General features: G+C 69.7%; 22 protein-coding genes and 4 pseudogenes. 11 read left to right on the top strand and 15 right to left on the bottom strand.

Annotation, left to right across the window (positions count from 1 at the left end):
* Positions 1-166: 166 nt before the first annotated feature.
* Positions 167-754, bottom strand: coding sequence for a hypothetical protein (locus tag TR49_RS47095; RefSeq protein WP_236653669.1), 588 nt, complete (start codon positions 752-754; stop codon positions 167-169).
* 264 nt (positions 755-1018) lie between these two features.
* On the bottom strand, positions 1019-2596 hold the full coding sequence (locus TR49_RS35300) for an alpha/beta hydrolase (RefSeq protein WP_084725754.1): 1578 nt from the start codon (positions 2594-2596) through the stop codon (positions 1019-1021).
* A gap of 592 nt (positions 2597-3188) precedes the next feature.
* On the opposite strand from TR49_RS35300, the gene TR49_RS42110 reads away from it, so the two are divergent.
* A protein-coding gene (locus TR49_RS42110; RefSeq protein WP_439654155.1) for an IS5 family transposase occupies positions 3189-4036 on the top strand; the annotation gives its coding sequence in 2 pieces (ribosomal slippage) (positions 3189-3540 and positions 3540-4036; 849 coding nt in all).
* A gap of 157 nt (positions 4037-4193) precedes the next feature.
* Here TR49_RS42110 and TR49_RS35285 read toward each other — a convergent pair.
* The 3 genes from TR49_RS35285 to TR49_RS35275 all read right to left on the bottom strand — a co-directional run bounded on the left by TR49_RS35285 (position 4194) and on the right by TR49_RS35275 (position 7017).
* Positions 4194-5054: an RNA polymerase sigma-70 factor gene (locus TR49_RS35285; RefSeq protein WP_042389549.1), complete on the bottom strand. Its 861-nt coding sequence runs from the start codon at positions 5052-5054 to the stop codon at positions 4194-4196.
* Positions 5051-5647 carry a carboxymuconolactone decarboxylase family protein gene (locus tag TR49_RS35280; RefSeq protein WP_042389547.1) on the bottom strand — a complete coding sequence of 199 codons (597 nt, stop codon included), beginning with the start codon at positions 5645-5647 and terminating at the stop codon, positions 5051-5053. Before TR49_RS35280 ends, TR49_RS35285 begins: the two co-directional genes overlap by 4 nt.
* 155 nt (positions 5648-5802) lie before the next feature.
* Complete coding sequence (locus TR49_RS35275; RefSeq protein ID WP_042389545.1) at positions 5803-7017, bottom strand: glycosyltransferase; 1215 nt, start codon at positions 7015-7017, stop codon at positions 5803-5805.
* 127 nt (positions 7018-7144) lie between these two features.
* On the opposite strand from TR49_RS35275, the gene TR49_RS35270 reads away from it, so the two are divergent.
* A complete protein-coding gene (locus TR49_RS35270; protein WP_236653668.1) occupies positions 7145-7510 on the top strand; it encodes a helix-turn-helix domain-containing protein in 366 nt (121 codons plus the stop codon).
* Positions 7511-7928: 418 nt separating this feature from the next.
* Here TR49_RS35270 and TR49_RS35265 read toward each other — a convergent pair whose 3' ends face one another.
* Positions 7929-9377 carry a tetratricopeptide repeat protein gene (locus TR49_RS35265; RefSeq protein ID WP_063770253.1) on the bottom strand — a complete coding sequence of 483 codons (1449 nt, stop codon included), beginning with the start codon at positions 9375-9377 and terminating at the stop codon, positions 7929-7931.
* A 475-nt stretch (positions 9378-9852) separates the two neighbouring features.
* On the opposite strand from TR49_RS35265, the gene TR49_RS42105 reads away from it, so the two are divergent.
* The gene (locus TR49_RS42105) at positions 9853-9978 is read left to right on the top strand and encodes a hypothetical protein (protein ID WP_369405361.1); all 126 of its coding nucleotides are present in this window, start codon (positions 9853-9855) and stop codon (positions 9976-9978) included.
* Between the two features lie 23 nt (positions 9979-10001).
* On the opposite strand, the gene TR49_RS35260 is transcribed toward TR49_RS42105, so the two are convergent.
* The gene (locus tag TR49_RS35260) at positions 10002-10634 is read right to left on the bottom strand and encodes a maleylpyruvate isomerase family mycothiol-dependent enzyme (RefSeq protein WP_042389543.1); all 633 of its coding nucleotides are present in this window, start codon (positions 10632-10634) and stop codon (positions 10002-10004) included.
* A 398-nt stretch (positions 10635-11032) separates the two neighbouring features.
* Here TR49_RS35260 and TR49_RS35255 point away from each other — a divergent pair, with 398 nt between their 5' ends.
* Positions 11033-12220, top strand: a complete 1188-nt coding sequence (locus TR49_RS35255) for a preprotein translocase subunit SecY (protein WP_160311692.1) — start codon at positions 11033-11035, stop codon at positions 12218-12220.
* 88 nt (positions 12221-12308) lie between these two features.
* Here the strand turns inward: TR49_RS35255 and TR49_RS42100 are convergent.
* Positions 12309-12994 (bottom strand): annotated as a pseudogene (locus TR49_RS42100) (LysR family substrate-binding domain-containing protein); the annotation flags it as partial.
* Positions 12995-13003: 9 nt separating this feature from the next.
* Between TR49_RS42100 and TR49_RS35245 the strand changes: the two are divergent.
* A pseudogene (locus TR49_RS35245) lies at positions 13004-13710 on the top strand (SDR family NAD(P)-dependent oxidoreductase); the annotation flags it as partial.
* 65 nt (positions 13711-13775) lie between these two features.
* Here TR49_RS35245 and TR49_RS35240 read toward each other — a convergent pair.
* Positions 13776-14243: a nuclear transport factor 2 family protein gene (locus TR49_RS35240; RefSeq protein ID WP_042389533.1), complete on the bottom strand. Its 468-nt coding sequence runs from the start codon at positions 14241-14243 to the stop codon at positions 13776-13778.
* Between the two features lie 275 nt (positions 14244-14518).
* Here TR49_RS35240 and TR49_RS35235 point away from each other — a divergent pair, with 275 nt between their 5' ends.
* Together TR49_RS35235 and TR49_RS35230 are read left to right on the top strand one after the other, a co-directional pair.
* Positions 14519-14869 (top strand): hypothetical protein, encoded by a 351-nt coding sequence (locus TR49_RS35235; protein ID WP_042389532.1) that lies wholly within the window; start codon positions 14519-14521, stop codon positions 14867-14869.
* Positions 14870-14984: 115 nt separating this feature from the next.
* Complete coding sequence (locus TR49_RS35230; protein WP_042389530.1) at positions 14985-15626, top strand: DJ-1/PfpI family protein; 642 nt, start codon at positions 14985-14987, stop codon at positions 15624-15626.
* 52 nt (positions 15627-15678) lie between these two features.
* Here the strand turns inward: TR49_RS35230 and TR49_RS46085 are convergent, their stop codons facing one another.
* The 3 genes from TR49_RS46085 to TR49_RS35215 all read right to left on the bottom strand — a co-directional run bounded on the left by TR49_RS46085 (position 15679) and on the right by TR49_RS35215 (position 20001).
* A complete protein-coding gene (locus TR49_RS46085) occupies positions 15679-15873 on the bottom strand; it encodes a winged helix-turn-helix transcriptional regulator (RefSeq protein ID WP_236653667.1) in 195 nt (64 codons plus the stop codon).
* A 193-nt stretch (positions 15874-16066) separates the two neighbouring features.
* Positions 16067-18472 (bottom strand): ricin-type beta-trefoil lectin domain protein, encoded by a 2406-nt coding sequence (locus TR49_RS35220; RefSeq protein WP_084725751.1) that lies wholly within the window; start codon positions 18470-18472, stop codon positions 16067-16069.
* Positions 18473-18666: 194 nt separating this feature from the next.
* Complete coding sequence (locus TR49_RS35215; protein ID WP_236653671.1) at positions 18667-20001, bottom strand: RNA-guided endonuclease InsQ/TnpB family protein; 1335 nt, start codon at positions 19999-20001, stop codon at positions 18667-18669.
* A 47-nt stretch (positions 20002-20048) separates the two neighbouring features.
* Here TR49_RS35215 and tnpA point away from each other — a divergent pair, with 47 nt between their 5' ends.
* Positions 20049-20477 (top strand): IS200/IS605 family transposase, encoded by a 429-nt coding sequence (gene tnpA, locus TR49_RS35210; RefSeq protein WP_084725750.1) that lies wholly within the window; start codon positions 20049-20051, stop codon positions 20475-20477.
* A gap of 111 nt (positions 20478-20588) precedes the next feature.
* Here tnpA and TR49_RS35205 read toward each other — a convergent pair.
* Positions 20589-21068: pseudogene (locus TR49_RS35205) on the bottom strand (transposase); the annotation flags it as partial.
* 292 nt (positions 21069-21360) lie between these two features.
* Entirely contained in the window at positions 21361-22737 is a 1377-nt protein-coding gene (locus TR49_RS35200) for an IS1380 family transposase (RefSeq protein WP_084725748.1), read from the bottom strand.
* A 106-nt stretch (positions 22738-22843) separates the two neighbouring features.
* Between TR49_RS35200 and TR49_RS40615 the strand changes: the two genes are divergently transcribed.
* The 3 genes from TR49_RS40615 (at position 22844) to TR49_RS44785 (ending at position 25661) form a co-directional block, all read left to right on the top strand.
* Entirely contained in the window at positions 22844-23368 is a 525-nt protein-coding gene (locus TR49_RS40615; RefSeq protein WP_052434914.1) for a hypothetical protein, read from the top strand.
* Positions 23369-23454: 86 nt separating this feature from the next.
* Positions 23455-24465, top strand: coding sequence for a WD40 repeat domain-containing protein (locus TR49_RS35190; RefSeq protein ID WP_042389524.1), 1011 nt, complete (start codon positions 23455-23457; stop codon positions 24463-24465).
* Between the two features lie 761 nt (positions 24466-25226).
* Complete coding sequence (locus TR49_RS44785; protein WP_236653666.1) at positions 25227-25661, top strand: SDR family NAD(P)-dependent oxidoreductase; 435 nt, start codon at positions 25227-25229, stop codon at positions 25659-25661.
* Between the two features lie 69 nt (positions 25662-25730).
* On the opposite strand, the pseudogene TR49_RS47090 reads toward TR49_RS44785, so the two are convergent.
* Positions 25731-26247, bottom strand: a pseudogene (locus TR49_RS47090) (transposase); the annotation flags it as partial.
* Positions 26248-26360: the final 113 nt, after the last annotated feature.

Here is a 26360-nt window from a genome sequence, read left to right as displayed (position 1 = left end):
AGATTCGACCCGACCGCCGCCTCCTTCGGCGATGCGGACGCGAGCTTCCTCGAGACCGAACAGTACTGAGAGGAGGCTTCATCCTGCGGATGGTGTCTGAGGTGCATCATGGCTTCGGAGCGGTGGGGTCGGGCGTCGTAGTCGCGTGCGATTCGGCGATGGTTCATCAGCCAACCCAGCGTCCGCTCGGCGGTCCAGCGGCGGGACTGGACCTTGAAGCCTTCACTGCGGGGTCGCGTTGGACGATCTCAAGGTCGATGCCGAAGCGGTCGCCGTGGTCGATCGCGGTGGTGCGACAGCCGTTGTCGCCCCAGGGCTTTGCGCAGATGCTGGCGGGCGGTGGGGAGCTTACGATGCCGAGAACTGCGGCCGCACGGTCCCGCCGAATTGCCACGCCGGGCATGTCCTCCAGGTACTCAGCAGCCAACTCGCAGCTCTCCTCCGGAGTGAACTCGCGGCAGTCGCGCCACCAGGGTGCTACGAGAAGGAGCTGCAACAGCTCCCGCAGGCCAGACGCGACCAGAGCCGCACGGCCTTCGGAGTCTGCGTACAGAATCGGACGTTCCTCGCCACCATCGCCACAGAAGAAGTACGTGCCCCCAGCCCCATCACCCGCGAAGCCTTCCAGCTCCGCGCCCGACGCGAGGTGAACCTCCTCGACGTGGACCCCTCGGTCAAGGTCAAAGTCACCAGGCCAGGCCAGGAAGTCGGCGACATCTTGGCGTTCGGCGATGACAGTGATCAGCGATTGCATGCGCCGCACCTTAACGGCTGGGTAGAACAGTCCCGCGCTCACGTGTGTCCGGAGGGACGGGCAGAATCGCGAGCATGCCCCTGTCCGTTGGCCGGGCGCAAAGGAGGCAATAGTGCACGGCCGGAATAACCCCTCTGAACCCTGGCGTCGTTGAGGGGGTCGCTCTGTCGGGTCAAGGGCAACTGCTCAGCGCGGCCGAGTAGGAGAGGCGCACGCCAGCTGCTCTCCGCGACTGCGACCTGGACTGCGAGCCGCGGCCAGGGCCTACCCAAAGGGCGTCTGGTCCGGTTGGCAGACAGTGCCGTTGGCGGGGGTGACGAGATCGACGAGGTAGCGCACCCTCGCCTCGTCGACGCATTTGCTGGGGACCTGGTAGCTGGGGTGGCCGTAGCCGTTCAAGGTGAGCAGCACGGCGTTGCCGAGTCGCCGTTGCGCGGCCTGGGCGTTGCTGTATCCGGTGGCGGGGTCGTAGCGGGCGTTGATCAGCAGGATCGGGGTTCTGGTCCTGGCGTTCCAGGGTCCGGTGTAGCGGTCGGCGTCGGGGGACGGCCAGTGCGAGGCGCACGGCGACCAGAGCCACCAGCCCAGCACCGTGCCCCAGAGCCTGCTGGTGTCGGTGAAGTCCGCGATCTGCCAGGTCCAGGCGGAGGACGGGACGCGGGCCACGGCGTCCGCACAGGAGATTGCCGACGAGGTGGTCGCGCCGACGCCCAGGGCCTCGGGCGTCTGCAGGGCGTTGGCCGCTGTCTTCAGGTTCGACGCGTCGCCGCCTACTGCGGCCTCGAGGTCGTTCGCGAAGGCGGGCCAGGTGAGTGGCGACCGCAGCGGGTTGAATGTGGAGACCAGCAGGTCGCCGTAAGTGAGCACGCCCGGCGGGTTAGCGTGGCGCGCGGGGATCGGCGCCCGGCGGGCGGTGGCGAACAGCCCCGTCACGCGCTGTTTGACCGTGTCGCCGTGGCCGGCGAGCGCGCAGCGCCCGGGACCCGCCTGCTGGCACAACGCTTCGAACTGGGCTAGCACCTGGTCGGTGGAGGAGACGGCGCTGGTGATGTTCGCTTCCATGCTGGTGGTCTGGGCCACCGTGTCGACGATGCCGTCGAGCATCATCGCGCGCACCCGGCCGGGGAACAGGTTCGCGTACGTCTGGCCGATCATGGAACCGTAGGACAGGCCGACGTAGGTGAGCTCGGGGTCGCCGACCAGCGCGCGGAGTCGGTCGAGGTCGCGGGCGGTGTCCGCGGTGGAGATGTGCGTGAGCAGGTCTCCACTGAGCTTGGCGCACCGGGACGCCAGCTCTTCGGCCTTGCGCTGGTAGGCGACCGATTCCGCCGGGGTGCTGGGGATCGACACGCCCTTCCAGAACTGATCCTGCTCATCGCTGCTGGTGAAGCACTGCACGTGGGTGCTGTCGTTCGAGCCGCGGGGATCCCAGCCCACCACGTCGAAGCGTCCGTCGCCGAACGTGTCGAGCTCCTCGCCCGAGTCCCGTACCAGTGCAACACCGCTCTGGCCGGGGCCGCCGGGATTGACGAACATCGACCCGATGCGCGCGTCCGGTCTGCTCCCGAGACGACGGATGACGGCCAGTTCGATCTGCCGGCCGGTCGGCCGGTTCCAGTCCAGCGGCATCGGGACCCGCGCGCACTGGAACTGCCTGCCCAGTCCACTGCAGCTCGTCCAGGCGATCGCGTCCGGTCGGGCTCCGGCATGGGCACCGGCTTCGTGCGCGCCGTTCGACGTGCCCGCGGCGGCGGCCAACCCGAGAACGACCGCGACGGCCAGCCTCGCGCGCCGCCCCCATCGAGCAGCCTGCAGGGACGGTGGGGCGGTCTCGTCAGTCATCCCTGAGGCAATCCTCGGCTCAGCATCCCATCTGCCTACGCCAGCCTCCGACGCGAGCAGGCGATGAGCGCGACGCCTCGCCGATCCCGGTCCGCAACCCACCCGCTTGGTGCACCCGCCTCGCTCGGCTCCACCCGTCACGCCGGACACCTCACGGCCTGTGCAGCCGGTTACCGCACAGCCCGCGGCCGTTCCGGGTCCGTAATGCTGTGCGGGTGAATCTGGTTACCGCAGCAGTGACCTCACGGGGTTTCGGTCAGGACACCCGAACCGACCAGCTCCCACGGCCACACCCCCATCCCCCTCCCCCGCACCGCTCCGAGACGACTACGCCGACGACGCTCGCGCCTACCACGTCCATCGACTCGTGGTCGGCACCCTCCGCCTTTGCGGCGGAGGGCCTGGACGTGCCGACAACTCGGCCGAAGCCGGCGTCAGGCCCCCTTCAGAAGCCCTGCCTCTTCCAGCGTGGGCAGGTTGGCACGCTCGACAAGCCTGGCCGAGCGACGCACCGAAAAGCGCATGTCGTGCTGCTTGGCGCCACTAGGGTCCGTCTTCAAAGTGGATCAACTGATGAGAGATCACGTCGCGTGTGGTGCGTCGGCATGAGCTTTCGGATGCGGAGTGGGAGGTGCTGTCACGGCTCCTCCCACCTGCTGGTTTTGGGCGGCCCCGGATCAATGACCGGGTGGTGTTGAACGGGATCGTGTGGAAGCTGCGGACCGGGTCGGCCTGGCGGGACGTGCCGGAGCGGTACGGCTCGTGGCAGTCGCTGTACACGCGTTTCCGCAGGTGGGCCCTGGATGGGACGTTCAGCCGGATGCTGCGGGCGATCCAGGCGGAGAAGGACGCGGCCGGCGACATCGACTGGGTGGTGTCGGTGGACTCCACGATCGTGCGGGCCCACCAGCACGCAGCGGGCGGCAAAAGGGGGCTCGAGACCGGGACGAAGCGGGTGATCACGCCCTCGGCCGATCCCGTGGCGGACTGAGCACCAAAGTCCACCTGGCTTGCGATGGACATGGTCGCCCGCTCGGCTTCGTCCTGACCGGTGGCAACACCCACGACTGCACCCGGTTCGAGCAGGTCATGGCCGAGATCCACGTTCCTCGCACCGGTCCCGGCCGTCCACGCAGCACACCGGACCACGTGATCGCCGACAAGGGGTACAGCTCTCGCAGGATCCGCGCCTACCTGCGCAGACGCGGCATCCGCCACACGATCCCCGAACGCAGGGACCAAGCCGCCGGCCTCCGACGACGTGGACGGGCAGGCGGCCGACCGCCCGGCTTCGACCGGGCCGTCTACCGGCTCCGCAACGTCGTCGAACGCTGCTTCAACCGCCTCAAGCAGTGGCGCGGCCTGGCCACCCGTTACGACAAGACCCGCGAGTCGTACCAGACCGCCGTCACCATCGCCTCAATCCTGCTCTGGATCTGAACTTTGAAGACGATCTCTAGGCGGCGAAGTGGACGTCGAGCGCCACCGCCTCGGGATTCCCTCCCGTCCGCCCACTGCACCTGCGATGACCCTCGACTGATACCGCCGAGACGTGGGTCTTCCGCCTACGGCGTGCCCGGAACACCCGCGCGGCGGTCTACCTGGTGAGGTCGGCCGGCTTGTCGAGTCGCATCAGTTTCTCTGGGTTGGACGTCGCGTAGATCCGGGTGATGTGCCCGTTCTCGACCACGAGGCTGACCGCGGCCCGGCCGCTGGCGGATTCGATCCGGATCGCGGGGACGCCGTTGAGCCACACCACCGTGTGTTCGAAGGCGGCCCGTCCGGTGCCGGTGAGCATCGTCGCCACGAGTTGGGCCCCGTGGACAGGGGCCGGCGCGGCGGCCGTGAGCCCGCCGCCGTCGGCGATGAGGACCACGTCCAGCGCCATGATCTCCATCAGCTCCTGCACGCGCCCGGTGTTCAGCGCGGCTAGGAACCGGTCCATCACGGCCCTGTGCTCCGAAGGGCTCACGCTGACGCGTGGCCGCCGGGCGGCGACGTGGTCCCGGGCCCGCCGAGCGATCTGCCGAACCGCGGCGGGCGTCTTGCCCACGGCCCCGGCGACCTCGTCGTAGGGCAGGTCGAACACCTCGCGGAGCACGAATACCGCCCGCTCGGTGGGGCTGAGCGTTTCCAGGACGGTCAGCATCGCGATCGAGACGCTCTCCGCGAGTTCGACGTCGTCGGCGACGTCGGGGCGGGTCAGCAGCGGCTCCGGCAGCCACTGGCCGACGTAGTCCTCGCGGCGGCGGGCCAGTGTGCGCATACGGTTGAGCGCCTGCCGCGTGACGGTCCGGACGAGGTAGGCCCGCGCGTCGTGGACCTGCGACCGATCGACGTCGGCCCACCTCAGCCAGGTCTCCTGCAGCACGTCCTCCGCGTCGGCTGCGGAACCGAGCATCTCGTAGGCGACGGTGAACAACAGGCCCCGGTGGGCGACGAACGGTTCCTCGATCACGTCGCGGTCCCGGCTCCGGTCCCAGCCCCGGCGGAGGACGCGGCCGGCCGCTCGGCCAGCGGGATCTCGCAACTGTCGGAGAAGCCCTGGGAGGTGACCCCGTTCGCCACGTTGGCCCTGGTCGCCAGGTTGACGTAGGCGACGAACGCGGTGAGTTCCACCATCGCCGGGGCCCCGAGCCGCCGCAACAGGCTGGCGTGCTGCTCGTCGGTGACGGTTGGCGGCGTGTCCGTCATCGCCTCGGCATACCCCATGACGCCGCGCTCCAGCTCGGTGAACACGTCCGTCTCCCGCCACCGCGGCACCTGGCTGGCCTTGTTCAGGTCCAGGTTCTCGTTCTGTGCCTGGAAGTAGCCGACGTCCAGGCACCAGCTGCAGCCGACCTGCGCGGCCACGGCCATGTGTGCGAACGACCTCAGGTCCGGGGCGACCGCGCCCCACGCCCCCACCTTGGCTCCGAACTCCAGGTTGTCCCGGGCCGCTTGGGGGCTGTGCCAGAGCACCTCCACGTTCTCGGGCACCATACCCAACTGCTTGATCATGTTCTCCGCGAGCTCGGCGGGGAGCTCGGCCTTCGGCAGGCGCAGCGCCATGCTGACTCTCCTTACTGGCGCCCCCTTGTGGGGCTGTTCGGCATGAAGACACCGCCCGGCTGCCGCGTGTGACAACCACCGCGGCCCCGGCGGGTTCCGTGGCCCGTCCCCTCCGGCGTCGTTCTCCCTGGATTCCTGTCACGGCGTTCGCGGTCTCATCCGTCGAGCGCAACCCCGACGTGGGCCAGTACCGCGGCGGCGCCGTCCTCCGCGGCGATGCGGCGCGCGAGTTCGACCGCTCGCTGCCCGTGGGCCGGATCGGCCACGCAGGCCGTGATCGCCTCGGCGAGGGCTTCGGCGGTGAGCTCGTGGAACGGCAGCGGCCGCGGGGCGACTCCGAGGCGTTGCAGCCGGGCGGCCCAGAAGGGCTGGTCGGCCATGACGGGTACCGCCACGGCGGGCACCCCGGCACGTAGTCCGGCTGCGGTGGTGCCCGCCCCGGCGTGGTGGACGACGGCGGCGGTGTGAGGGAAGAGCCAGTCGGGCGGGAGGTCACCGACCGGCAGGACGTCATCGCCGGTGGTGCAGGCCGGCCCACCCGGCCTGCACCACCGGCGCACTCCCGCCCGAGCCGCTGCTGCCGCCACCGGCTCGCCCAAGCGTTCTCCCTGGTCCGGTGCCATGCTGCCGAACCCGACGAAGACCGGGGGTGGACCGGCTTGGAGGAAGTCGACCAGCTCGGCCGGGGGCCGCCAACCTCGCGGCCGGGCGGGCCACCAGTAGCCCGCCACCTCGACCCCGGAAGGCCAGTCCGCCGGGCGCGGCACCACCAGCGGGCTGAAGCCGTGGAAGACCGGCCGGAGCCTTCCCGCCTGCGTCGACGCCTCGGCGGCGGGCAGCCCGAGCCGAGCGCGCAGCCTCGCCAGGACCGCTTGCTGGAGCGTTCCGGCCTGCGCCAGCAATGCCCGGCCCGCGGCGAGGTTGCCGTCCGCCCCCAGGTCGTCGGCGCCCGGCGTGCCCGGCAGCGGGAACTCCCTCGTGGCGAAGGCCGGTGCGAGGTAGGCACCGATGACGGGAATCGCGAACGCCTCAGCGGCCGCCTGGCTGAGCGATGCGGGGCCGAACGCGGTGAGCACCACGTCGGTGTCCGCCGCAACGGCCGCCACCACCCCATCTGCCAGCCGGTCCAAGAACGCCGCCGTCACCGCACGCGCCTCCTGCGGTGACGTCGCCAGAGCACGAGCACGGATCAACTCCTGCGGATTCCCGGGCAGAGGCCGGTATGCGAGACCGCAGCCGGCGACAAGTGCGGCGAAGGGTTCGTGCGCGGCCACGGCGACCTGGTGCCCGGCGTCCAGCAGGCGCTGTCCCAGGCCCGTGAACGGGGCGACGTCCCTGCGCGAACCGGCGGTGACGGTCAGAATCCGCATGTGATGATCCTCCTCGGCGAGTGCCGCCCCGAGCGGGCCGCAAGGCGGCGATCGCGTGGACGCTAACGGCTCCTGCGCAGTGGAGATTCAAGCAGCTGTGACGCACGCCATACGAGGCGAGAACACGGTGAGCATCGGCGACCTGGCCACGCGCACCGGGCTGCCGGTGAAGACCATCCGCTACTACTCCGACATCGGGCTGCTGCCCGAGAACGGACGCAGCCGAGGCGGTCACCGCAGGTACACCGCAGACGCGCTGTCGCGACTCCGACTGATCCAACGTCTGCGCGCGCTCGACACCCCGATCGCCGCGATCGCCACCGTGATGACGGGGGAACGCTCCCTGGGCGACCTCGTCAGCTGCGAACTGGACACCGTCCAGGCGCACATACGTGAGCTGACGTGGCGCCAGGGAATGCTGCAGGCTCTGGACGACTGCCCCGAGCTGGAACGGCTTCGCCGACTCGCGCTGCTCGCCGAGGTGGGCGACTGAGATCCACCTGGCCGTCGAGCAGGCGCAGAAGCTGATGTCGCTCGTGATCACGGCCGGACAGCACGGTGACTCCCCGCAGTTCCAGGTCGTGCTGGACCGCATTCGGGTGCCCAGAACCGGCCCGGGGCGCCCGCGCACCCGGCCGGACAAGGTCGGTGCTGACCAGGCCTACGGCTCCCGCACGAACCGCGTCTACCTGCGCAGACGCCGTATCGGCTGCACGATCCCGGAGAAGCGGGACCGGATCGCCAACCGCAAGAGGCGTGGCTCCCACGGGGCCAGCCGCCAAGGTCCGACAAGGCCGACTACCGCCGCTGGCGACCACCCGTCGAACGCGCCGTCGCCTGGACCGTCTACCGCGGAAACCGCCGACCGCACTACCGCGGCATGGTCCGCCGGAACAGCGGGATCGCCCGTCCTAGTCTCCCGCCGACTCATACGCGCGGGCGAGGTTGTCGCGGCTGGCCAGGGTATCGGGGTGGTCCTCGCCGAGCAGCCGCAGCCGCTCGTCGAGGGCCCGCTGATACAGCGCGATCGCCTGCTGCATGTCCCCCGCCGACTCGTATGCTCTGGCAAGGTTGTCGCGGCTGGCCAGGGTATCGGGGTGGTCCTCGCCGAGCACGCGGCGGGTGTCGTCGAGGATCTGCTGGAACAGCGGGATCGCCTGCTCCGGGTCCCCTGCGGCGTAGTAGACGAGGGCCAGGTTGCTGCGAGAGATCAGGGTGTCGGGGTCGTCCTCGGCGAGCACGCGGCGGGTGTCGTCGAGGATCTGCTGGAACAGCGGGATCGCCCGGCCCGGTTCTCCCGCCGACACGTAGGCGACGGCGAGGTCGTCGCGGGAGGCCCGGGTGTCGGGGTGGTCCTCGCCCAGCACCCGCAGCCGCCCCTCGAGGGCCCGCTCATACAGCGGGATCGCCTGCCCCCGGTCCCCCGCCAACGCATAGGCGACGGCGAGGTTCTTGAGGGAGATCAGCGTGCGAGGGTGGTCCTCGCCAAGCACCCGCAGCCGCCCGTCGAGGGTCCGCTGATACAGCGGGATCGCCTGCCCCGGGTTCCCTGCGGCCAGATAGCTTTCGGCAAGAAGGCTGCGGGACAGGAGCGTGTAGGGGTGGTCCTGGCCGAGTACCCGGACCCTGTCGTCGAGGTTCTGCTGGAACAGCGGGATCGCCCGGCCCAGATCCCCCGCGGCCAGGTAGCTCTCCGCAAGATTGTTTCGGGCGGTCAGAGTGTCGGGGTGGTCCTCGCCCAGCACCCGCAGCAACTCGTCGAAGGCCCGATGGAACAGCGGGATCGCCCGCTCCAGGTCCCCCGCGGCCTGGTAGCTTTCGGCAAGGATGCTGCGAGAGGTCAGAGTGTCGGGGTGGTCCTCGCCCAGCACCCGCAACCGGCCATCGAGGGCCTGCTGGAACAGCGGGATCGCCCGCCCCAAGTCCCCCACGGCGTAGTAGCTTTGGGCCAGGACGCCGGCGGTGGCCACGGTGTCGGGGTGGTCCTCGCCCAGCACCCGCAACCGGCCATCGAGGGCCTGCTGGAACAGCGGGATCGCCCGCCCCAGGTCCCCCGCCTTCGTGTAGGCGATCGCGAGATTGCTGCGGCAGGACAGGGTTTTGGGGTAGTCCTCGCCGAAGATCCGCAGCCAGCCACTGAGGGTCCACTGGAGCAGCGCAACGGCCGTCGATATGTCCCCCGCGTCGCTGTAGGCGATCGCGAGGTCCTCGCAGGCGTCCAGGGTGTAGGGGTGGTCTTCGCCGGACTGCATCAGGAACCGCTCGAACGTCCGCGTGCACTGCTCAAGATCGGAATCGCCGGGCGCGAAAGCGCCACGAGCGACGACCTGCGCATAAAGTGAAGCAGGCATCGACAGCATGTCGGAAGCGTCGTGACTGTCTTGATCAGCGAGTGGCTGGCCTAGGTCCGCATCGCGCCCGGACGGTGCGTCTGGACGGGTCGCGCGAAAATCGTCTTCCTTCACTTCTTCCAGCCCTCTTTGGTCCAACAAAGCCCTGGATCCGACCCAAGACCTGTGCCTACCCAGGCACGAGTCGGGTCGCATCGTTGTGAATCGTGCCGCCCGTTCGCAGCGCCCAGCCGTCGCTACCGCCCTGGTCCCTGCGCTTTTCGCCCCATGACGCGTCGGTCTTCCCGCTTGCCACTCCCCCGCCCACCGAAGCGCCTGACGTGCCCACGCCTGGCGCAGGCACGTCAGTACATTACTCACAAGTAGCAGGATCCTCATCCGCCAGAAGGCCAGGGCCCGACCCCCGACCGGGGGTCCCGCACCCCGGGCATGAGCCCACCACGCCAAGGACCCGGACGGCAACGAGTTCGAGGTGATGTGGCGAGTGCCGCGGGAGGACTGGCCGCCGGCCGACGACACGTCGAAGATGCGGGCACTGGGCCTGGAGGCCGACATCGCCCGCTGGGGCGCCGACCTGGCCACCGGCGCCGCTGCCGGCTCCACCACCTGAGGACGGCCGCGCGGCGTGCCGCACTAGAAGGCGGTGATCGTGGTCGGGGCGCGTTCCGCCCTGGTCAGTGCACGCAGGACGGGCACGGAGCCGCGCCTGCGGGCCGCCAGCGTGGCCAAGAGGCTGACAACCGCGTCGGTCGCCGCAACGGGCAGCTCAGGGGTCGGCACACCCACGCTGACAGCCAAGTCGTCGAGGTGGACGACCAGCTCCATCATGCGGTTGGCCAGCAGGTCGTCCAGCCGCAGTGAGGGCGGCCCCCACGGGAACTGCACCACCCGCGACGGGGGCTGGCGCGGCAGGTCTCGGCGCAGCCGGTCGAGCACCTCGGCGGTCCGGCTCGCCAGTGCCCGCGGACCGGACGCGGCGTAGTCGGCGCCACGGCTCCTGATCCCCCGGTGGACCTCGCTGTCCTGCTCGGCGTCGATCCACCTGGCCTGGAGGAAGTAGTCCACCAGCGCCACGGGCTCGGTGTCCGGTTCCGGACCGTCGAGCGCCTTGGCCACCACGTTGACCTGCCCGGCCAGATGGCCCGCGAGCCCGCTGACGGCGTAGCCGGTCAAGGCGCTGGGCCCGGCCCACGCGTCGGCCACGGACTGATGCGCCAGCAGCGACACCGCCGCCGATGCGGTGGCGAGATAGCTCTCGCTGATCATATCCGTGTTATACCACGCGCCTAGTAACGACGAGTCAGCCGCGCCCCATGACACGTACGCCGGAGCAGGGCGCTCACCGAGCCGGGATCCCAGTGCCGACGACTCCGGCGGAGGCAGCAGGAGGAGCCCGGCACCGAGGGCCGCACCGGCGGGCGCTCGGCGGAGTTCACCGGCGAAGACCGACCGCCACCTCTGATGCGATCCGTGCTGTGCCACGGGGGCCGCGTCGGGCTCTGAAAGCCATGGAGCGGCGTCCCGCGATGCGGTACACCCGAGTGGGCGTAACGGCGCTTCTGCCAGGATGAGTTGTGTCGGTGCGTAGACGCATGGCTGGGGGCGACGTGCTGTCGTGGTGGTCTCAGATCGTTCGGCTCTCCGAGGTCCGGCACCGTGCCGCAGTGACTCTGGCCGCGGTCGCGCTGTTCCGGCTCGGTCAGTACGTGCCGCTGCCAGGCGTCGACGTCCACGCAGCCCAGAACCATCAGGTTTTCTCGGGGGCCGTGAAGGTGCTGATGGGCAACGCTCTGCCGGGCTTGTCGCTGTTCGGGCTGAGCGTCTTCCCGGTCGTGACGGCCCGGTTGTTGCTGGACCTGGCCGTGATCACCGTCCCGCGGATGGGGGCGCTGGCGCGGGAGGGCTCTGTGGGAGCGGCCGCGGTCGCGCGAATGGCCAGGGTGGCGACCGTGCCCGTGGCGCTGCTCATGGCCTGGGCCGTCGTCACGGTGGGCCAGGACCACGGGTTGCTGCGGGCAGCCGGCACAGGCGCGGTCGCGCTGGACGTCGTGTGTCTCGTGGCCGGTTCGGTGGCGACGATGGGGCTGGCGGAGGTGGTGAGCCGGCGCGGGCTCGGCAACGGCTACGCGGTGCTGGTGCTCGTCCAGGTGCTGGCGGTGCTGCCGGGAGAGTTCTGGGCCGTCCGCGAGCAGCGCGGACTGCTCCCTTTCGTCGCCCTGCTGTTCCTGGGACCGTTGACGTTCATGGGGCAGACCTTCGTGGAGCGCGCCGAGCGCACCGTCCCGGTGCAGTACGCCAAGCGCATGACCGGCCGTCGGCCGTCAGGGGGTGGTTCCGCCTACATCACAGTGGAATTCGGCGAGTTGGATGCTCCGGTCACCTTCTCCGCGTCGCTGCTCTACTGGCTGGCCCTGGTCGCACAACTGCTGCCGCACACCGGCTGGACCGGCGCGTTGCGGGACCGCCTGCTGGCCGAGGAATCAACGGGATACCTCGTCCTGCTGACCGTGCTGATCCTCGTCTTCACGGCCTTCTACGCAGCCTTGGAGTTCGAACCGGAGGCGATAGCCGACGAGTTGAAACGGGTCGGCGGCTTCGTGCCCGGTATCCGGCCGGGACGGCCGACAGCGCAGTACCTGCGCTACGTCCAGCACCGGTTGACCTGGCCCCGCGCCGTCGCGGTCGCCGCCCTGGCGTTGGCGGTCGTGGGGTTCTCCCGGCTTCTCGGCGGCGAGTCGGCCTTTCCCTTCGGCGGCGAGGCGATCTTCATCGCGGCCGCGCTCGCCGCAGAGCTTCTGGGGAACATGGAGGCCGTTCGACTCCGGCGTGCCGCCGTGACCTACCTGCGCTGAGCAGCGTCAGACCGGACAGGCCCGGGCCCGGGTGCGGGTGGGCGCGGGGACGTCCAAGAACTGCCGCCGTGGCGGTGACAGCCGACCGTCACTCACTCCTCACGCTGTCAGCGTCGAGCGCCGAGGCGCGCAGAGCGGCCGCGAGGCGGAGTGTCGGCCGGTCCGGCGGCTGGGGCAGACGCGCCAGGAGCAGCCGCCGGACCTCCAGCGGGCCGCCGCGCACGGGCAGGATGCGGACGCCGGACGGCGCGGCGCGCAGGAGGCCCCGCGACACCGTCGTCAGACCGCAGCCCGCGGCCACCAGCTGCAGCTCGCCATCCAGTCGCGGGCGGTGTGGGCGACGTCGGGCCGCTCGTCCAGACCGGGCCACACCCACATGAGCTGCTCCCCGGCCGCCGAAGGGCCCGCGATCCACCGCTGACCGCGCAGATCGGCCACGCCGACGAACTCCCCGCGGGCCAAGGGGCGCATCGCCGGCACGGCCAGGCAGAGCGCGCGCTCGGCCAGCGTCTGGACCGCCAACGGGGGTGACTCGGCGCCAGGCGCCCGGAACGGCGGTGCCGACGACAGCAGGGCCAGGTCGATGCTGCCCGCCCGTAGCGCCCGTACCAGGGCCGGGGTGCCTCCCTCGCGGCTGACGACGCGCACGCCCGGGTCGGTCCGCTGGAGTGCGGCGAGGGCGCGCGGCACCAGGCCGGCGCCGGCCGAGGGCACCCAGCCGAGCCGCACGGTGCCGCCCTCCTCCCCCGCACCGGAGAGCTCGCGCGCAACCGCAACCTACGCGTCGCCCGGCTCGACCTCACCGACCCGGACTCCGTCCACGCGTTCACCGCAGCCTGGCAAGGCCCCCTGCACATCCTCGTCAACAACGCGGGCGTCATGGCCTGCCCCGAGCGGTACACGCCCCAGGGGTGGGAGTGGCAGTTCGCCACCAACCACCTCGGCCACTTCGCCCGGCCACCGGTCTGCACGGAGCCCTCGCCGCAGACGGCTCGGCCCAGGTCGTGGTGGTCAGCTCCAGCGGGCACATGCAGTCGCCGAACGTCTGGGACGACGTCCACCTCGCCTTCCGCCGCTACGACCCCCGGCTCGCCTACGGCCAGTCGAAAACCGCCAACGTCCTCTTCGCCGTGGAGGCGTCGCGACGCCGGGCCGAGGACGGCATCACCGCCAACGCCCTGATGCCGGGCGCGATCTACACCAACCTCCAACGCCACACCGACGGCCGCGGCAGCGGCGCCGTTCCGCCCGAGCTCATCAAGACCGTCGAACAGGGCGCCGCGACCTCCGTGCTGCTCGCCACCTCACCCCTGCTGGACGGCGTCGGCGGACGCTACTTCACCGACTGCAACGAGAGCGAGGTCGTCCACCGTCGCACCGGCACCCTCCACCGCGTGGCCGCCTACGCCGTCGACCCGGACGGCTCACGACGCCTGTGGGCGCTGTCCGAGGAGCTCCTCTCGACGGCCGGCCGCCGGATGCACCCCTGATGGTGGTTCAGGTGAACGCTCCCCAGGGCCGTCCCCGACCCGACGCGGGCGATCCAGGAAGCGGGTCAGGGAGTACTGGGGCGGGTTTCGGTCCAGTCGACCATGAGGCGTCGTTCGGCGAAGAACCACTGGCCGTCCTTCTTGACGAACTCGTCGAGGTAGCGGATCGAAGCGATCATGATCGTGCGTTCGACGGCCGTGCCGCAGGAGATGTGGTGGGCCAGGCAGTAGGTCTCGCCGCTGGCCCGGTCGCCGTTCAGCGTCACCGTGCTCTGGCCGTTGAAGTGCGTGGTCGCCCTGTAGGTGTTCAGGTTCTCGAAGACCGGGGCGAGGGAGTGGCGGCCGTACAGTTCCTGGGTCGGCTCCGCGGCGGTGGCGTCCATGAAGACCAGGAAGCGCGCGTCCTCGGTGAACAGGGCCATCTGTCCTTCGGCGTCCCGCCGGTCGGCGCAGTGGGCGTAGGCGTCGACCAGCTCCCGGACGGCCAGCCGGTCCGCGGCCTGCTGCGGTGAGATCGGGGCATGTGAGGACATCGCGACTCCCTCAGAGGGACGTTCCACCTCGATGAGAGCACCGGTTCCGGAACCTCTCAACCGGGGCGACCAGGTGGCCGACGCGTCGTCACTCGACCCGTCGAGGGGGCCGGTCCCCTGCCGCCCCGCAGAGGGATCACCACGTCCGCCCCGCGGGGCGGGCGCTCGTTCGAGGGACTCCTCGGCTGGCTTCCCAGCAGCCATGATCGGCATCGGTCAAAGTGGCGCCAGGTCGCCTTGGACCCATGCACCCATCGAAGGAACCCGACACACCCATGCGCATCCCTCTGTCGTGGCTCGCCCGAACGGGCGGCACCCTCGGATCACTCGCTCTGACGGCCGTCCTCGCCACTGCCACCACCGCGGTCTCTCTCGGCGCCGCCACGTTGCAGATCGACGACGGCACGACCGTGGGCTCCCGCCAAGTCGCCGTCGGGCAGTGCGTCAACCCTTCCCTGACGACCCACATCCAGAGCATCGCGGTGGGAAGCCGGACGGGCAACGGCAGCATGACCGTCTTCCAGTCCCGCAACTGCACCGGCAACGTGATCGGGCAGGGCGCGAGCCCCATGTTCTTCAACCCGCCGACGGCGATCGGCTCGGTCCGCATCGACGGCGCTCCCTGACCACCTGGACGACCGGGCCCGGGCCGCCTCCGCCTGTCGCCGGGCCTGGGCGGCGGCCGCGTGGCGCTCTCGGGCCCGCGTGCCGGGACAGGTTCCGATCCATCAAGGAGTACGCATGACGGTCTACGGGCTCCTGCTGTTCGATGGAGTCGAGGAACTGGACTTCGTCGGTCCCTGGGAGGTGTTCACCGCCTCCGCCGGGATCCGGGCGCAGGGCGACACCGCCGTACTGGTCGCCCAGCGGCGGGACCCCGTCCGCTGCAACAAGGGCATGCGGGTGCTGCCCGACTGCACCTTCGACGACCACCCGCCACTCGACGTGCTGCTCGTACCCGGTGGGAACGGCACCCGCACCGAGGTGGCCAACCCGGTCCTGATCGAATGGGTCCGCAGAGTCTCGGCCCGGGCCACCTGGACCACGAGCGTCTGCACCGGAGCCCTCCTGCTCCACGAAGCCGGCACCGCCCGTGGCCGCCGGGTTGCCACGCACCACGCCTTCGAGGAGACCCTTCAGGCTCGCGGGGACATCGACGTGGTGCGCGACGCACGCTATGTCGTCGACGGCCGCCTGGTCAGCAGCCAGGGCGTTTCCGCCGGCATCGACATGGCGCTGTGGCTGGTCGGCCGGCTGCACGGCCGCGATCACGCCCGCGCCGTACGCCGTTACATCCAGTACGAACCCGCCCCGCCATACCTCGCCGACGAGCCGGAGCCCGCAGTCGAGGAAGGCGGCGAACGGCCGACCGCGCAGCCCTGATCTGCTGCTCCGTACGGGCCTGCAAGGGTCACATCCATGGACGGGGCGGTCGTCAGACCTGCGGTGCTCGCGCAAGACCTGCGCTGTCGATGTTCTCCTCCGCCCAGGTGCGCAGCAGGTTGAGCGGAACGGCGGCGCTCTTGCCGAGCGCCGTGAGGGAGTACTCGACGTGCAGCGGGACCGCAGGGTAGACCGTGCGGTCGAGCAGTCCGAAGTCCTCCGGTCGGCGCAGCGTCGCGGTCAGCACCTTGGGGCTGACTCCCTGCAGCCTTCGCTTAGCGCGCCGAACCGCTGCGGCCCTCCTCCAGCGCGCCGACGACCAGCGTGGGCCACTTGTTGGCCAACAGGTCGAGGGACGGAGGCCTTGGCCGACGCGCCGGCCCCGGCGGACTTCTCCGGGGCCGGCGCACAGCGACGGGTGGGGTGGGCAGGTGGCGTCTCTAGGGCAGCTTCCACTGCTGGTTGGCGCCGTCGTTGCAGTCCCAGATCTCCAACCGGGTGCCGTTGCTGAGGCTGGCGGCGGGGTCGTCGAGGCAGAGCCCCGACTGCGTGCCCTTCAGGGTGCCGTCCGGCTGGGGCGTCCACTGCTGGTTGGGGCCGCCGTTGCACTCCCACAGCTCCACGAGCGTCCCGTCCGTGGTCCCCTGGCCGGTGACGTCGAGACACTTGCCGTCGTGGGTGAGGCTGCCGTTGGACCACGTCCACACCTGCGACGCGCCGCCGGTGCAGTCCGCCAGCTCCACCGCCGTGCCGTCGACCGCGGAGTCGCCCGCGTCGTCGACGCACTTGCCGGGCAGGGCGGAGGTGATCGGCCCGACGTGCGGCGGGGCCGGGGTGCCGGGGGTGAGCGTGAAGTTGTCGAACTCGTCGGTCTGGTAGCCGGTCACCCCGAGGCCGGCCTGGCCGTTGGTGAAGCTGCCGTCGGTGGCGCTGCCCAGGACGTGGCCGTCGAGGGTCGCGGTGAGGGTGGTGTCCTGCATCGTGAGCGCGACGGTGTGCCAGCGGCCGGTGCCGAGCGCGGTGGCGGTGCCGGACGCGAGGGTGGTGAAGTGCCAGGCGGTGTCGCTCTTGTCGATCGACCAGGCGCCGGTGTCGGAGACGCGCAGGTGGTAGGCGTTCAGGCCGTTGTTGTTACGCCCCTGCTGGTTGACCCGGCCGAGCAGTTCGACGGTGCTCGCCTGCTCGAAGAGGGTGTCGGCGCTGACGGTGTAGTTGGTCCAGCCGCCGTCGCCCATGATGGTGTAGGGGGCGTCGTAGGGCTCGTCGGTCCAGCGGATCGGGGCGCTCGCCGCCATCTGGCGCAGGCAGGTCCCGGCGCGGCCACCCTCGCAGGGGGCGGTCTGGAAGGCGCCGTTCATGTCGGTGAAGTACGTCGGGGAGGTCGTGGTGGCCGGCTTGTCGAACCCGTCCGCGTAGGGCAGCGTGAGCGGCGCGGGGGCCGGGGGCGTGGCTGTGCCCTTGCCCTGGCCGGTGGTCGTGGTGACGGTGTAGACGTAGCCGGGCTTCAGGGTGAGGGTGTAGCGCCCGTGGCTCGGGGTGACGTCCTGGGTGTGCACGAACCAGTCGGCGGGGTCGGTCGAGTCGACGTCGGTGGCCCAGACGTGGATCTTGCCCGTGGACAGTCCGCCGGTGACGCTGAGGCTCGCGGTCTGGTCGGCGGTGGCGTCCATGGTCTCGATGACGGTGCTGTAGTCGTGCTGGTCCGGGGACTTCAGCGTGACGTAGCTGCCGTCGGCGCGGTCGCCGCCGAGGTAGCCGCCGGCGGAGTCGACGTAGTGCCAGCCGGGCTGGGCGAACTGGGTGGTCTGCGCGGTGACCCAGGTGGTGCTGCCGATGCTGTAGTTGCCGGACCAGGGCTGGTTCGCGATCGACATGCCGTCGGAGGAGAAGGACAGGTTGGGGTAGAGCGCGGCGATGACCGGCCAGTTGATGTAGGAGGTCATCCTCCCGTCGATGTAGTCGCGGTTGATGGCGCGCGCGACCGCGGCCGCGCCGGCGTTCGCGTCCTCGGAGCCGTTCTCGCTCGCCCACAGCGGCTTGCCGAGCGCCTGCGCCTTCGCGGTGCTGGGGCAGGAGGTGAAGGAGCCGAGGTAGCCGCAGGGGTAGTGGACGCCGACGATGTCGACGGCCTTCTTGAACGCGGGGTCGGTGGCCATGGCGTCGGCCACGGACCAGTCGCTGTCCGCGGCGACGACCTTGGTCGCGCCGTAGCCGTGGGCGACCAGAGCCGCCTTGAGGTGCTCGTACCAGGTCGCGTTGAAGCCACGCTCGTTCCAGCCGCCGAGGTAACTGACGGTCAGGTGGTGCTGGGCGGCGCAGCCCATCCAGGACATCAGGTAGTCGATGGTGTCCTGCGACCAGAAGTTCCCCGACCCGCCGTCGATCCAGCCCGGCGCGCCCCAGGCGAGGCCGTAGAACCTGATGTGCGGATTGCGGGCCTGGGCCTGTTCGGCCAGCCACCACTCGTAGCCGTTGTCGCAGTCGACGGCGCCCTTGGTGTGCTCGATGCTGGGCTCCGCGCCGTCGGTGGAGTTGGTGTCGCCGCCGATCTCCAGCTTCAGTGTCTGCAACGAGGCGCCGTAGCCGGGCTTGAAGAGGTAGTCGAGCAGCTGGTCGCGCTGGCGGGGCGGATAGTCGGCCAGCAGGCGGGAGTTGCCGCCGCCCCCGGAGATCGCGCCGACGCCGTCGAAGACCAGGCCCGGCTTGGACCCGTCCACCGTGATGGCGGTGGAGACGGCGGGGGTTGGGGAGGCGGACGCAGCTTGGGCGCCCGTCGAGGCCGGCCCGCCGAGCGCACTCGCGAGGGCGAGGGCTGCACTGGCGGCGACGCGACAGATCGAAGGCATGCTTCGGTGACCCACGGATGGTCTCCAGGGTGAGGATGAGGGTGGGGGGTCGCGTTGAACTCTGATCAATATGAAGGCCAACTGAGCAACAGTCAACAAGTTCCATCAGAATCGCGCGTATCCCAACTCACTGACGCAGGGCAGCCTGCGCCCGACGCCGACCTGCACCTCGGCTCCGCCGACCGCTGTGTCAATCAGCCGCCGTCCCGGACCGCCGCGAGGCACTGGTCGTACAGGCGCGCTAGACCCAGTCGCCCTTCTCTCGGCCCACAGTTCGGTGACTCCTCCTCCGGCTGAAGCCGGGGGCTTCTCGTTATGCCGGTGCCGGCTTCACGACGGACCAGCCCGGCCCGTAGAACGTTGATGGCTCCCACCGTGTCAGCGTGCGCCGTGTGGCTACAGGCGAGGCAGTGGAACTTCTCCTGGGTGGGCCGGTTCTCCGCCGAGACATGTCCGCATTCGGGGCAGGTACGGGAGGTGTTGCGGGGGTCCACGGCGATCACTTCCCGACCGGCACTTTCAGCCTTGCTGGCGAGGATCGTGAGGAACACCCCCCAACCGGCATCCGAGATCGAACGGTTGAGACCTGCCTTTGCTGCTGCCCCGTTGGGCAGGAAGCTGCCCAACGTCTCAGGGTCTGGCTTCGGCGCAGGGGCCTTGACCATGTTGCGGATCTTGAGGTCTTCATGCGCGATGAAGTCGTGCTCACGGACCAGACCGAGTGCAGTCTTGTGCGCGTGGTCGAGCCGCTGGCGGCGGACCTTGCGGTGCAGGTCGCCGACAAGCTGAACGGCTTTCTGGTGGTTCTTGGTGCGCGTGTCGCGGCGCACGCGGGGGAACCGGCTGAGCGCCTGCTGCGCGTCTTCGAGCTTCGCCGCGGCGGTGCGGCCATGACGGGGGTTGGGAACGAACCCGCCATTGGAGTCCGCTAGGAAGTTGGCTATACCCATGTCGATGCCGACCACGCTGCCGGTCGCAGGCAGCGGCTCAGGCTCACTTTGCTCGACGGTCACGATGACGTACCAGCGCTTTCCCTCGCGCTTGACGAACACGGTCTTGACCTTGCCGACCACGACGCGGTGCTGGTTGACCTTGACGTGCCCGACCCCTTGCAGGCGGACGCGGGTGACCGGGTCGTGGGGGGTGGAGTTCCAGCGGCAGCCGTCGCCGTCTTTGGGGAAGTCCACCGTGTCGAACCAGTTGGCTCCCCGGAAGCGCGGATAGCCAGGCTTCTCGCCGGACTTGACCCGCCGGAAGAACGCCGCGAACGCCTTGTCCAGACGGCGAAGCGTCGCCTGCTGCGAGGAGAACGACCAGCGGCCCTGACGCTCAGGATCGAACGCCCGGATCTCCTTGAGCTGCGCGGACTGCTGCCCGTACTTGACCGAGGTCTTGGAGACGTGCCGGTAGGCGTCGCGACGCTCCTGCAAAGCGCTGTTGTAGAGCGAGCAGTGGTCACGCAGCATTTCACCGAGTGCCTGCGCCTGACCCACGGTGGGCCGTATGAGGAACTTGTACGCACGGATCATCCAGCCCACCCCCTTCAAGGTCAATACGACCACCCTACACTTGGCCCATGTCACCACGCTGGGAACCAGACCCCGATATACGGCGGGGAAACCATGTCGTCTACAACCTCCACGCACACTTGGTGTTCGTCACCAAGTACCGGCGCGAGATCTTCGATGACGCCATGCTGACCCGCTGCGAGGCGATCATGCGGGACGTGTGCGAGAGCTTCGGCGCGGAGCTGCGGGAGTTCAACGGCGAAGGCGATCACGTCCACCTGCTGGTGCACTACCCGCCAAAGGTCGCTGTCTCCAAGCTGGTCAACAGCCTCAAGGGCGTCAGCTCCCGGTACCTGCGCGCCGAGTACGCCGGGCGTATCAACCGGATCGGGATGGGGTCCGTGTTCTGGACACCCTCGTACTTTGCCGGGTCCTGCGGCGGCGCACCGCTCAGCATCGTCAAGGACTACATCGAGAACCAGAAGCGGCCCACCTGACCCTCACCACGCAGGTGCAGAGACTTCCGGCGCTTCACGCCTCCGCGTCAAGGATCCCATTCCCGCCCGGCCTAACCTCGATCTGCTCTGAAAATACCGTCCCGCTCCAGCTCACGTGGTCTGCTGTGGCTGGAGCGATACGTCGTAGCCCAGCTGTGTGAGCTGGCCTACGAGGCGGCGAGTTTGGCGAGACTTGTGGATCCGGTTGACGAAGTGTTCTGCGCCGAGGTCCTGGTAGGGCGTGCTCCGCGAGAGGATGTGCCAGACCGACCCAAGGATCGAGTGTTCGACGGCGACAAGTGCCCGCTTCTTGCCGCGATGGCCGACCAGCCTGCGGAATTGTGCGGACAGGTAGGTGCTCCTGGAGCGGGCGGCCGCAGCGGCAGCGATGCCGAGGACTCCCTTGAGCCAGGCATCGCCGTGGCGGGTGCGCCCGCTGGTGACTCTTCCCGCGGACTCGTGGTTGCCGGGGCAGACTCCGGCCCACGAGGCCAGGTGGCCTGCTGTGGGGAAACGCTGCATGTCGACGCCGATCTCCGCGATGACGACCTGAGCGGCGATCAGGCTCAGACCCGGGATGGTGACCAGCAGCGCCGTGCCTGCGCCGGGTCCTCAGCGCCAGACTTTCGTACAGGCTCGAATCGGCACCAAGATCGAACGACGTCAGCCTGACGGCCGCCCACCCCGATTTTCACGGCTCCAGGGTGTCCCCGCCAGGAGTCCGGATGAGTTTCGTGACGGTCCGTCGGTTCGCCTGGCGGGCCGGTTCGGTTCTTCTGGCTGATGGCGGGCATGCCTGCGACCCGGCTGTCGCGTCGGGTGGGCGCCGGGTTCCACTGCTCCGGTCGTGCGAGGGCTCGTCGGTGCGGGTTGTTCTCGCTGGTCAGCCGGGGTTCGGGAGGGTTTGGAGTCGCTCGAATGCGGCGGTGATGATCTGGGTCCAGGGCCAGTGGTGTGCCAGGCGGAGCCAGCGGCGGCGGCCGGTCGTGACGAGCTGGCCGGCGGCGGAGAACAGCCGCAGCCGCAGGCGCTTGGGTTCCCACCTGCGGGTTTCGCCCGTGAGGGCGAGCATGGGCATCCAGGCGAGCAAGTCCTGGGCGAGCTGGACGATCTCCAGGCAGATCCGGTTCTGAGCGGTGTCGTGCAGGGGCAGGTTGCGCAGGCCGGTGTCGCGTGCGGCGCGAATGCGGTCCTCGGCGCGGGCTCGCTGGCGGTGCCGCAGCTCCAGAGCTGCGATCGGGGTGCTGGTGGTGTTGGTGGCGAAGCAGGTGATACGCATGCCGTCAGCGTCGGTGATCCGCAACTGGGCGCCGGGGTGCGGACGTTCCTTGCGGACGATGAGCCGCATGCCTTTCGGCCAGCCCTTGAGGACGTCGCCGGCGAGCTCGGCGACCCAGGCGCCGTCACGCACGTTGCCGTCCGGCTCGATCGCGGGCGTCCAGGCGGAGGCCGGGACGAGGAGGACGGCCTGGTGGATGGCGTCGGTGATGACCATGCCGACCGAGTAGGACAGCCACCGTCCCCGTGCGGTCAGCCAGTTCAGGAAATTGTGGGTTCCGCCTGCGGAGTCGGTGCGGATCAGTGTCCGTCGTCCGCGCCAGTGCTGCTTCGGCAGCTGGGGCAACGCCTTGCGGGCGATGGTGATGTGGTCGCTCGCGGTGTTGCTGCCCGCGTTCCCTGGCCGCAGCAGGCCCGCGACGGGCTCCCCGGAACCCTCGCGCCCGTGGTCGACGAAGGCGATCAGCGGGTGGTGGCCGAAGGTCTTCTTCCAGGTCGCGGTGGCATCCTGCTTCTCGGAATGGGCCAGGACCAGCACGCCGTCGATATCCACGACCACTTCCCCGCCCGCGTTCGGTGCCGCGTCACCGGCCAACGTCCAGGCCCGTTCCCGGACTTCGGCCCGCGCCCGCCGTATGGCCGTGAGGGCTCGGGGGCCCGCCAGAGCGAGCGTGTCGACCAGCCTGGAGACGGTCGGATCGGACGCGACGGCGCCGAACACGCCGGGCTCGGCCCGCAGCATCGCCACATCAGCCAGGCAATCCCCGCCCAGCGCAACGGTCAGGGCGAGATCCAGGAGGATCTTGCCAGGATCGTGGACCGCCCGAGGCTTGCGCCACGGCTCCAGCGCCACCGACAGGGCGGTGTCCAGACCGGTCCGTCGGACGGTCTCCACCAACAGCACCCCGCCGGCCTGCGAGACCACCCCGCGACCGCCACCCTGCACCTGGACCCGCGGATATGAACCGCTACGCTTCTTCACCCGGAGAGCGCTTCCCATCCTGTGACGACAAGGACCAGGTCAGAGGCGCTCTCTGCCTAGCCGGTCACCCATCGGACAGTGCCACGGTGGGTTCGCCCAGGAGGTCATGGTGCATCCTGCCGTCGGACAACTGCTGCAGCTCCTGCCCACGCCACCGGACGGCGGCGACGCGCTGGACTGGGGTCGCGTGCATGCCGAGTTCGGGTGGCGCCTTCCTGGTGACTACCGGGACTTCGTGGCCGCCTACGGGATGGGCACGATCAACGAGACACTGACCATCGTCACCCCGCCGCCCAGCGACTACCCCTTCGTCCACCACCTGCTCTACGGACGCACCTACCCGCCGGCTGACGGCCTGCTGCTGTGGGGTGCGACGGACTACGCCGACGACTTCTACTGGCGCTGCACGGACAGCGATCCGGACCGATGGACGGTAGCCGTCCGCTCCCGTACCCACGGCTGGCACGACTACCCGCTCGGGATGGCCGACTTCCTCGTCAACCTGCTGAGCGGCAAGATCAAGCCCGCGCTGCACGCCGGGCTCGGCATCGAACAGCAAGCGACTTTCGAGTCGTGGCGCGAGGAAGCCCGGCAGGCGCGTGAGGCGGACGAACTGGGCAGCTTCAGTTAAGGCTGCCAGGCGCCCACCGCACCTCCAAGAACTGCCCCTCAGCGAACCCTCAAAGCGCAGATCACAGACGCCCCGGACGGATAGGGATGAAACGGAAGAAGCTGCTGATGGCTTCGAAGGAACAGGATGTCTCCCGGCGAGCGCTACTGACGGCTGGCAGCGTCACCCTGGCAGCCGCTGCTGTCCCCGTTGGCCTGTATTTTTACAACGCCGCCAAGCCGCACGCGGCCGCGGTGCTCCAGGTGGCGGACGAAGACGTGAACGACGTGGCGTTCTGCCAGGGTGGCAGAACGCTGGCCTGTGGCACCGATACCGGGCTGAGTCTCTGGGACATCAGGACCGGCCAACGCGCCCAGTCACTCACAGAGAGCGGCTCGGTCTCCCGGGTCGCAGCCAGTCCGGACGGCCGTTGGATCGCGGCGTGCACCACAACGCTCGGTATCTGGTGGGCGGAGTCCGGAACGCCTGGGCCACAGCTCCGTGGTGGCCTCTCGGCGCAACCCTTTAGCATCTCGTTCGACTCGACCAGCCGCCAGATCGCGGCTGGTTGCGACGACGGGGACCTTCGCGTGTGGGACATGGGCAGCGGTCAGCTCGTTGCGACGCTTTCGGGTCACACGGCGCCCGTGCTGGAAGTGGCCTTCGCGCCGGTTCCCGGGTTGGTGGCCAGCAGTGACCACAACGGCCAGGTGCGTGTCTGGAACACAAACACCGGCAAGACAACTCTGGTACTCCCTGGCTCGCAGGGTGGCGTGTCGATCAGCTTCAGTCCAGACGGACGGATCCTCGCGGAGGGCGGGGTCCGCGACGGCCTATCCGGGGTGATCACGCTGTGGGACACCCGGACAGGTGCCAAGATCGCATCCGACAATCAAGTAGGGGACGGCATCAGCGCGCTCGCGTACTCACCGGCCGGGCGATATCTGGCCGCGGGCACCCCCACCCAGGTCCTGCTCTGGGACGTGACGGCCCGACGAGTCGTGACCCAGTGGGACGTGCAAGACGTAGTGAACGGCCTGTCGTACGATCCAAGTGGAAGGAAGCTCGCTGCCGGTATCGGCGACGGCACTGCCCCCTTGTTCGCGGTTGCCGCATAGCCTCGATGCCTCGTGGCGGTCCGTCAGTCTGTTCCGTCGGGCGACTGCTGCATCGACGACTGGGAAGGGGGATCCCTGAGGGCGAGTGAGTGGGCCCGCAAGTAGGCCCACCCGTCGTTCCCAGGAGTATGCGTCTGGCCGTCAAACGAAGCTGGATGCACAGTGGCCTGGGCAGATCGGTGGTCGCCACCGTTCTGACTGGGGCCAACTCCCGAGCCTCCGCGCGTTCGGGCTGCACGCGGCACAGACGTCGCTCACCTGGGAAGTGCACCCGCCGCTGCGGAAGCAGGACCTCGGCAGTGCTCGTTTTCGCTGGCCAGAAGGATTCTTCCGACAACCGACCACCTGCCGGACATCCCAGCTCGTGAAAGAGCGAGGCTAAAGGCCGGGATTCCCTGCGAAGATTCAGAGGATGGCGGTGTCGACGCGGGCGAAGACCGTGGCCACGATCGCCTTCGCGCGCGGATCGCCGGGCAGCCGGCGGCGTCGACCAGGCGGGCTTGGACGACCGGGACGAGCTCGGCCTGCCAGCGCAACCGCTTCTCGATGCCAGGAATGTTCCTGGCGTCCGGCGCCAAAGCCGTCCGACGCGGTCCGCGCGCTCGCCACGCGCGGGACAGGCCATCACCGCCGACCAGGGTGACCCAGGGCTCGTCCGCTCTCCTCGTCGCGATGTCAGGGATAGCGGCAGCCGGGACCAGTCGGGCCGAGGGCGTCGCGTGGCGAGAAACGCCGTGGCTCGGCGCGGGGGTCGGAGGCTAGTGACCGACTTCGACGCCATGTTCGCGCTGAACGTCAAGGCCCCCTACTTCCTCACCGCGGCACTGGCCCCGGCCATGGCCGAGCGCGGAGGCGGCGCGGTGGTGAGCGTGTCCACCATGGTCGCGGACTTCGGCATGCCCGGCATGGCGCTCTGCGGCTCGAGCAAGGCCGCAGTGAACCTGCTGACGAAGTCGTGGGCGGCGGAGTTCGGCCCCAAGGGCGTGCGCGTCAACGCCGTCGCCCCCGGCCCGGTCCGCACCGAGGGCTCCGCATCGATGGGCGACGGCCTGGACCAGCTCGCCTCCCAGGCGCCCGCCGGACGCCCCGCCGACCCGTCCGAGATCGCTGCCGCCGTCGCCTACCTCGTCGGCGACGAGGCCTCGTTCATCCAGGGCGTGGTCCTGCCGGTCGACGGCGGCCGCGCCGCCGTCTGAAACGCCACCACACCAGCCGCACTTCTGCGGGCGGGGCGCCTGCGCACCAGAACGAACCAACCTGATGCCCCGCCGCAACGGACCCGACTTCCCCGGGAGATGCGGATGGATGAGCACCCCTGAGCAAGGCGCCCCGAAGCCAGCCACCGCCTGCTCGTCCCGCTCACGCGCAACCTTGGCCGGGACCTGATGGCTCCAACCGTGACGGCGGAGCATCAGCGAGATGCCCGACAAGGTGAACGACTTGTGGAACCGTCGTCCGATCAGCGTCTTGATCCGGGCCAGGTCCATGTCTGGTCCGGCCAGCCGTCGCGACCGCGCCCTTGGCCAGCTCGACCTCCAGCACAGCGAACAGGGAGTCGCTCAGCCTTTGCTTGGAGACCGGCCCCGTGGACCGGAGCCCGCCAGTGCCAGCCTCCCTCCAGGCCCGATGCCACCTTTGAACCGAGCGCACGCTGACCCGTAAGTCCTTGGCGACCTCCCCGGTAGTGGCCCCGGCGGCGAACCGCTCGGCAGCCTCCACCCGGATCCGCTCACGAAACGCCTGCCGTTCCGGCGTCAGCCCACCGCCCTGCGGATACCTCATACAACCGGCATACCGCGACGATCACACTCCGTCAGCCCCCAACGACACCACGCCTCGAAAGTAACGCCACTCCCGGCCGGTCACGAGGAATCGACCCACGTCGGCTACCGAGC

Source organism: Streptacidiphilus melanogenes (genome assembly GCF_000787835.1).
Classification (GTDB): Bacteria; Actinomycetota; Actinomycetes; order Streptomycetales; family Streptomycetaceae; genus Streptacidiphilus; species Streptacidiphilus melanogenes.
The sequence above is the reverse complement of the archived record's forward strand: the minus strand, read 5'-3'. Positions and strand labels throughout refer to the sequence as shown.

What these genes read in the sequence shown, in the direction of transcription:
- TR49_RS35235 (WP_042389532.1), top strand. Translation starts at nt 14,519, where the DNA reads ATGCGCATCCCTCTGTCGTGGCTCGCCCGAACGGGCGGCACCCTCGGA.
- TR49_RS35190 (WP_042389524.1), top strand. Translation starts at nt 23,455, where the DNA reads ATGAAACGGAAGAAGCTGCTGATGGCTTCGAAGGAACAGGATGTCTCC.
- TR49_RS35230 (WP_042389530.1), top strand. Translation starts at nt 14,985, where the DNA reads ATGACGGTCTACGGGCTCCTGCTGTTCGATGGAGTCGAGGAACTGGAC.
- TR49_RS35260 (WP_042389543.1), bottom strand. Translation starts at nt 10,634, where the DNA reads ATGATCAGCGAGAGCTATCTCGCCACCGCATCGGCGGCGGTGTCGCTG.
- TR49_RS35300 (WP_084725754.1), bottom strand. Translation starts at nt 2,596, where the DNA reads ATGACTGACGAGACCGCCCCACCGTCCCTGCAGGCTGCTCGATGGGGG.
- TR49_RS35275 (WP_042389545.1), bottom strand. Translation starts at nt 7,017, where the DNA reads ATGCGGATTCTGACCGTCACCGCCGGTTCGCGCAGGGACGTCGCCCCG.
- TR49_RS35220 (WP_084725751.1), bottom strand. Translation starts at nt 18,472, where the DNA reads ATGCCTTCGATCTGTCGCGTCGCCGCCAGTGCAGCCCTCGCCCTCGCG.
- TR49_RS35240 (WP_042389533.1), bottom strand. Translation starts at nt 14,243, where the DNA reads ATGTCCTCACATGCCCCGATCTCACCGCAGCAGGCCGCGGACCGGCTG.
- TR49_RS35265 (WP_063770253.1), bottom strand. Translation starts at nt 9,377, where the DNA reads ATGCTGTCGATGCCTGCTTCACTTTATGCGCAGGTCGTCGCTCGTGGC.
- TR49_RS35215 (WP_236653671.1), bottom strand. Translation starts at nt 20,001, where the DNA reads ATGATCCGTGCGTACAAGTTCCTCATACGGCCCACCGTGGGTCAGGCG.
- TR49_RS40615 (WP_052434914.1), top strand. Translation starts at nt 22,844, where the DNA reads ATGGTGCATCCTGCCGTCGGACAACTGCTGCAGCTCCTGCCCACGCCA.
- TR49_RS47095 (WP_236653669.1), bottom strand. Translation starts at nt 754, where the DNA reads ATGCAATCGCTGATCACTGTCATCGCCGAACGCCAAGATGTCGCCGAC.
- tnpA (WP_084725750.1), top strand. Translation starts at nt 20,049, where the DNA reads ATGTCACCACGCTGGGAACCAGACCCCGATATACGGCGGGGAAACCAT.
- TR49_RS35280 (WP_042389547.1), bottom strand. Translation starts at nt 5,647, where the DNA reads ATGGCGCTGCGCCTGCCGAAGGCCGAGCTCCCCGCCGAGCTCGCGGAG.